Annotated in this window: 6 protein-coding genes and 1 pseudogene; 4 read left to right on the top strand and 3 right to left on the bottom strand. The window is 71.4% G+C overall.

The window, feature by feature from the left end:
- Both G7A99_RS02830 and G7A99_RS02825 read left to right on the top strand, forming a co-directional pair.
- Positions 1-1,382, top strand: a 1,382-nt coding sequence (locus G7A99_RS02830; RefSeq protein ID WP_240466074.1) for a DNA-3-methyladenine glycosylase 2, incomplete at its 5' end; no start/stop codon positions are given.
- Between the two features lie 5 nt (positions 1,383-1,387).
- Entirely contained in the window at positions 1,388-1,903 is a 516-nt protein-coding gene (locus G7A99_RS02825) for a methylated-DNA--[protein]-cysteine S-methyltransferase (RefSeq protein ID WP_163138799.1), read from the top strand.
- A gap of 15 nt (positions 1,904-1,918) precedes the next feature.
- Here the strand turns inward: G7A99_RS02825 and G7A99_RS02820 are convergent, their stop codons facing one another.
- Positions 1,919-2,587: a rhomboid family intramembrane serine protease gene (locus tag G7A99_RS02820; RefSeq protein WP_018718934.1), complete on the bottom strand. Its 669-nt coding sequence runs from the start codon at positions 2,585-2,587 to the stop codon at positions 1,919-1,921.
- A gap of 71 nt (positions 2,588-2,658) precedes the next feature.
- On the bottom strand, positions 2,659-4,299 hold the full coding sequence (locus tag G7A99_RS02815) for an acyl-CoA synthetase (RefSeq protein WP_163138798.1): 1,641 nt from the start codon (positions 4,297-4,299) through the stop codon (positions 2,659-2,661).
- Between the two features lie 195 nt (positions 4,300-4,494).
- Here G7A99_RS02815 and G7A99_RS02810 point away from each other — a divergent pair, with 195 nt between their 5' ends.
- Entirely contained in the window at positions 4,495-5,514 is a 1,020-nt protein-coding gene (locus tag G7A99_RS02810; RefSeq protein WP_163138797.1) for a class I fructose-bisphosphate aldolase, read from the top strand.
- Positions 5,515-5,563: 49 nt separating this feature from the next.
- On the opposite strand, the gene G7A99_RS02805 is transcribed toward G7A99_RS02810, so the two are convergent.
- Positions 5,564-6,163 carry a GNAT family N-acetyltransferase gene (locus G7A99_RS02805; protein ID WP_163138796.1) on the bottom strand — a complete coding sequence of 200 codons (600 nt, stop codon included), beginning with the start codon at positions 6,161-6,163 and terminating at the stop codon, positions 5,564-5,566.
- Between the two features lie 175 nt (positions 6,164-6,338).
- Between G7A99_RS02805 and G7A99_RS25900 the strand changes: the two are divergent.
- Positions 6,339-6,410, top strand: a pseudogene (locus tag G7A99_RS25900) (cell envelope biogenesis protein OmpA); the annotation flags it as partial.

Below are 6,410 nucleotides of genomic sequence, written 5' to 3'. Positions count from 1 at the left end.
TCTTCGTCGGTGTGTCCACCACCGGCATCTACTGCCGTCCGGTCTGTACCGTACGGGTGCCGCGGCGCGAACACAGCCGCTTCTTCGCGGACGCGGCCGCCGCCGAGGCGGCGGGCTTCCGGCCCTGCCTGCGCTGCCGTCCCGAGCTTGCCCCGGGCGCCTCGCCGCTGGACTCGCCGCGCCGTACCGCCGACATCGCAGTCGCACGCATCGAGGCCGGGGCCCTGACCGACGGCGGCGTGGACGCCCTCGCCGCCGAGCTCGGCGTGAGCGCGCGGCAGCTGCGCCGCCTCGTCCAGCAGGCCTACGGCGTCACGCCGGTGGAGCTCGCACAGACGCGCCGGCTGCTGCTCGCCAAGCAGCTGCTCACGGACACGTCCATGCGCGTCGCCGACGTCGCCTTCGCCGCCGGCTTCAGCAGTGTCCGGCGCTTCAACCACCTCTTCCGCAGCCGCTACCGGCTGACACCGAGTGCCCTGCGGCGCCGCCGTCCGGCGGGCGAGCCGCAGGCCGTCACACTCAAGCTCGGCTACCGCCCGCCGCTGGCGTGGTCACCGCTGGTGACCTTCCTCGGCGGTCGCGGCGCCCCGGCGGTGGAGCAGACCGACGGGGTGCACTACTACCGGCGCACGGTGCGCATCGGCGAACACACGGGATGGATCGAGGCGGTCAACGACCCGCGCCGCCCGGTGGTCCGGATCTCGGTGGCGCCCTCGCTGCTGCCGGTGCTCACCCCGCTGCGCGCGCGCCTGCGCCACCTCTTCGACCTGGACGCCACGCCCGGCGTGATCGACGCCCACCTCAGCGGCGATCCGCGCCTCGCGGACGCCGTCGCCGCCGCCCCCGGCCTGCGCGTCCCGGGCGCGATCGACGGCTTCGAGATCGCGGTGCGCACGGTGATCGGCCAGCAGATCGCGGTACGGGCGGCGACCACGGTCTTCACCCGGCTCATCGAGCGCTTCGGCGCACCGACAGGGACGCCGTGGCCGGACCTGAACCGGCTCTTCCCCACGCCCCGGACCCTTGCCGAGGCGCCGCTGCAGTCGATCATCGACTGCGGCCTGCCGAGCCGGCGCGCCGGCACGATCCAGGCCCTTGCCCGGGCCGTGGCCGACGATGCCGTCTCCCTCGCCCCCACCGCCACCCTGGAGGCAACCACCGCGGCGCTCACCGCGATCCCCGGGATCGGTCCGTGGACCAGCCAGTACGTCGCCATGCGGGCGCTGGCGGACCCGGACGCCTTCCCCGAGAGCGACCTCGCCCTGCGCCGCGCGGTCGGCGCGGAGCGTCCCGCCGACGTCCGCGCCGGCACCCTGGCGTGGCGCCCGTGGCGCGCCTACGCCGCCATGCATCTCTGGCACCGAAGCGCCAGCGGAGGATAAGGACCATGACCCTGCGCTACACCCTGATGGACAGCCCCATCGGCGAGCTCCTGCTCGCTGGCGACGGATACGCGCTCACACACCTGGACCTGCGCGATCCCGGCGATCCGCGCCCGGACCCGGCGGCGGGCTGGCAGCGTGACGACACCGCCTTCACCGAGGTCCGGGCCCAGCTCAACGCCTACTTCGCCGGCGACCGCGAGGGCTTCGACCTGGCGCTTGCCCCGGCGGGCACGGCGTTCCAGCGCCGGGTATGGGACGCGCTGCTGGCGATTCCCTACGGCGAAACGGCGAGCTACGGCGACGTCGCCCGGCGCCTGGGCACGCCGGGGGCGGCCCGTGCGGTGGGACTGGCGAACAACCGCAACCCCATCGCCGTGATCATCCCCTGCCACCGGGTGATCGGCGCGGACGGCAGCCTGACCGGCTACGGCGGCGGACTGGAGCGCAAGCGCTGGCTGCTCGCCCACGAACGGCGCTTCCGCGCCGTGGTCGCCGACGCCCAGGCCGAGCTGCTGTGAGCCCGGGGCGTTGCCCTAGAGGTTGAGGCGGCGGCGCGGCTTGATCGGCAGCCGGCCCCGCCAGTAGAGGATCATGACGAATCCGAAGGCCATGCCGCCGAGATGCGCGAAGTGGGCCACGCCGGAGAAGGTGTTGGTCACCCCCGCGAAGAGCTCGAAGGCGCCGTAGAGGATGACGAAGTACTTCGCCTTCATGGGGATGGGCGGGAAGATGAGGATGACCTGCTGGTTGGGGAAGAACATGCCGAAGGCCAGCAGGATGCCGAACACCGCGCCGGAGGCGCCGACGGTGGGATAGATCATGCCGTTGCCGGCGGCCATGGTCGCGACCACGAGCTGGATCAGCCCGGCACCGACGAGGCAGACGAAGTAGTAGCTCGTGAACGCCCGCGTGCCCAGGGTCCGCTCGATGGGCGTGCCGAACATCCACAGCGCGAACATATTGACGAACAGGTGGAACAGCCCGCCGTGGAGGAAGCCGTACGTCACCAGCTGCCAGACCGCGAAGTCCGGCACGCGCATCAGCCCGGTGGCGGTGCGCGCGACGTCCGGCGTACCCAGGGGCCAGAGAGCGAGCTGATCCGCCGCCGTCATGCCGATGAGCTGCTCGGCGCCGAACACGAGCGCGTTCACGACCAGCAGCGCGAAGACCGCCGGAGGCAGACTGGTGTCACGTTGTAGCATCGGTACTCCAGGCAGCGGGACGTATATGGTGCGCGCATCATAGCGCCCCCGGCTGCACCGGTGCACGCGCCTCAGCCGCCGCCCTTGCGCCGCTGCTCGCGCTCGCGCAGCTCCCGGCGGATGATCTTGCCGGTGGTGGTCATGGGCAGCTCGGCGACGAACTCCACCTCCCGCGGATACTCGTGGGCGGCGAGGCGCTCGCGCACGAACTGCCGGATCGACTCTGCCAGCGCCTCGTCGCCGGTCACCCCCTCGGCGGGCACGACAAACGCCTTCACCACCTGGGTGCGCAGCGGGTCCGGGCTGCCCACCACCGCCGCCATCGCCACAGAGGGATGGTGCATCAGGCAATCCTCCACCTCCCCTGGACCGATGCGGTAGCCCGCGGAGGTGATGACGTCGTCGTCCCGGCCGACGAAACGGAAGTAGCCGTCCTCGTCCACGCAGCCGGTGTCGCCGGTGACCAGCCACTCGCCGCGGAACTTCTCCGTGGTGGCCTCGGACCGGTTCCAATAGCCGAGGAACATCACCGGGTCCGGGGCGTGCACGGCGATCGCCCCCACCTCCCCCGCGGGCAGCTCGTTGCCCGCCTCGTCGATCACCGCCACCCGGTGGCCCGGCACGGCGCGCCCCATGGACCCCGGGCGCAACGGCATCAGCCCCGCCCGGTTGGCGACTATGAGGTTGCACTCGGTCTGGCCGTAGAACTCGTTGATCGTCACCCCCAGGGTCTCCCGGCCCCAGTCCAGCAGCTCCGAACCGAGGCTCTCGCCACCGCTGCCCACCGAGCGCAGGTGCCGGCCGAAACGCTCGGCGGCGTCGGGGACCTGGCGCATGAGCTTGAGCGCGGTGGGCGGCAGGAAGGCATTGCGCACCCCATGGCGGGCGATCAGGGCGAAGGCCGCCTCCGGGTCGAAACGCCGCGCCCGGTGGGCGACCACCGGTACCCCGTGGTGCAGCGAGGGCAGCAGCACGTCCAGCAAGCCGCCGATCCAGGCCCAGTCCGCCGGCGTCCAGAAACAGTCCCCGGGCTGGGGGAAGCCCTCGTGGGGCTGCTCCACCCCCGGCAGATGGCCGAGCAGCACCCGGTGGGCGTGAAGCGCCCCCTTGGGCTGGCCGGTGGTGCCCGAGGTGTAGATGATCACCGCCGGATCCTCGGCCCGGGTGGTCACCGGAGTGAACGCCGCCGAGGCCCCGTCGAGCAGCGTCCGCCAGGCGTGCATCCCCGCCGGCGCGTCGCCGCCGACGACGATCACCGTCTCCAGTGCCGGCAGCCGCTCGCGCAGCGCCGCCACCGTCTCGGCACAGGCGGCGTCCGTCACCAGCACCCGCGCCCCGCAGTCGCCGAGGCGGTAGGCCAGCGCGTCGGGGCCGAACAGGGTGAACAGCGGGACCGCGATACCGCCGAGACGGTAGACGGCGGTGTGGGCGACCACCGTCTCCGGGCGCTGGGAGAGCAGCAGGCCGACCCGGTCACCGCGCTGCAGACCGAGCCCGGCGAAGGCATTGGCAAGCCGGTTGGAATCCGCGCGCAGGCGCTCGAAGCTCCAGTGCTCGGCGCCGCCGTCGCCGAGGTCGTGGATGATGGCCGTGTGCTGCGGGGTGGCATCGGCGTGGCGATCAAGCACATCGACACCGATGTTGTATTCCGCCGGTATCCGCCAGCGGAATGCCCGGCACTGCGCCTCGTAGCTGGACGCGCTCGCGAGCATCGCTCTCTCCTCCTGTGATGACGGTGGCCGCCCGGGCCCGCGTTGATTAGGATATACGGCCCGTGCGCGCGGGCGACCGGTTTTCCGGTGCGCCCGGTACCCGTCGTACCATAAGCGAGCGCGAAAGACCTTTAAACACTGCCGCGGGCGCCCGCCGCGCCCGCGCCCGTCCAGACCCCGGAGGTTGGAGTCCCCATGACCGACTACACCGAGCTCGCTGAGACCATCGAGCGCATGGCCGCACCCGGCAAGGGCATCCTTGCCGCGGACGAGAGCTTCGGCACCATCGCCAAGCGCTTCAAGGCCATCGACGTGGAATCCACCGAGGAGAACCGGCGCACCTACCGCTCCCTGCTGGTGTCCACCCCGGGGGTGGAGGACTACATCGGGGGAGTGATCTTCTTCGAGGAGACCCTCGGCCAGCGCGCCGACGACGGCCGCACCCTGCCGGAGGTCTGCGAGGCCTCGGGGATCGTCCCCGGGATCAAGGTCGACAAGGGCACCATCGATCTGGTCAACGCCCCCGGCGACAAGATCACCCAGGGCCTGGACGGCCTGCCCGAGCGCCTCGCCGGCTTCCGTGAACAGGGCGCGCGCTTCACCAAGTGGCGCAACACCTACACCATCGGCGGACACAACCCGACACCGCTGGCGGTATCGGCCAACGCCGAGGTCATGGCCCGCTACGCCGCACTCGTGCAGGCCGCCGGCATGGTGCCGATCGTGGAGCCGGAGGTCCTCATGGACGGCGATCACGGCGTGGAGCGCTGCGCGGCGATCACCGAGTGGGTGCACCGTAGCGTCTTCGACGCGCTCTACCGCTACGGCGTGAGCCTCGAGCACATGGTGCTCAAGCCCAACATGATCCTGCCTGGCAAGGAGCGCGAGCGCCTGGCGCCCGAGGCCGTGGCCGAGCACACCCTGCAGGTGCTGAGGCGGACGGTGCCGGCGGCGGTACCGGCGATCGCCTTCCTCTCCGGCGGCCAGACCCCGGCAGAGGCGACCGCCAACCTCAACGCCATCAACGCCGCCGGGGGTGCCAGCCCCTGGTCACTGACGTTCTCCTACGGCCGGGCCCTCCAGGAGCCCGCACAGCAGGCCTGGCGCGGCCACAGCGACCGCATCGGGGCCGCCCAGCAGGCCTTCTACCAGCGCGCCCGGCTCAACGGCGAGGCCCGCCGCGGCAGCTATTCGGCAGACATGGAAGCGGCATAAGCCGGTGGCCGGCGCGCCGGGATACTCCCCGGTGCGCCGGCCACCGCCGTCAGCGTGATCCTGCTTCCCGCATACCGGCGCTCACCGCCTCGTTCCACGCGGTCCAGAACCAGGCCCCGCCCTCTTCCAGCGCCTCGTCCCAGAACGATACCGGCGTGGGTGCGATCAGCTCCATACGCCCCTCCACCTCGTCCTCGCAGCTGCACAGGGTCATACCGAACTTCCGCGCGATCTGGCGCATAGGCCGGTTGTGGCGCAGCGTCGTGAGATAGACACGCCGGATCCGGCGGTTGCGCGCGAAGGTGATCAGGCGCTGGAACAGCTGCGTGCCAATGCCCCGGCCCTGCACCGGCGCCTCGACACTGAAGGCCAGCTCGGCCTGCCGGGGCCAGTCCCGGGCGAGGATCTGGCACTCGCCGGCGGCACGCAGATCACCGCCGACGAAGGCGCCGAAGACGGTGCGCTGCAGCCAGTCGCTGCGGTTGGCGTATTCGATGAGAGAGGCATCGTTGACACGGCCACCGAAGCGCAGATAGCGATCGGTCTCCGAGAGTCGCTCCAGGTGCGCGGCCAGCGCGCCGCGCTCCTGCCAGAGCAGTCGCCGAATGACGACGGGCTGGCCGTCGATGGTGTTCGATTCGTCGTTCACGTTGCATACCCGCTGTGTTGGTGCGGACGATGCGCACGCAAGGGGCCGGCCGCGCTTGTGGCGTGGCGGCGCTTTTGCTGCATCGCAAAAAACAGTATACCAGAGGTCCGGGCGGGCGACGCCCGCCACGCCTCGACAACCAGAACGGGAGAACCTACCCATGCGTTCCGTTTCCATGAGAGCCGGTGCCTTCGCACTGCTGACCGCCACCCTGCTCGCCGGCTGCCAGACCACCGATCCATACACG

The organism is Arhodomonas sp. KWT, from assembly GCF_010993615.1.
Note: the sequence above shows the minus strand (reverse complement) of the source record. Positions and strands in the feature narration are given on the sequence as shown.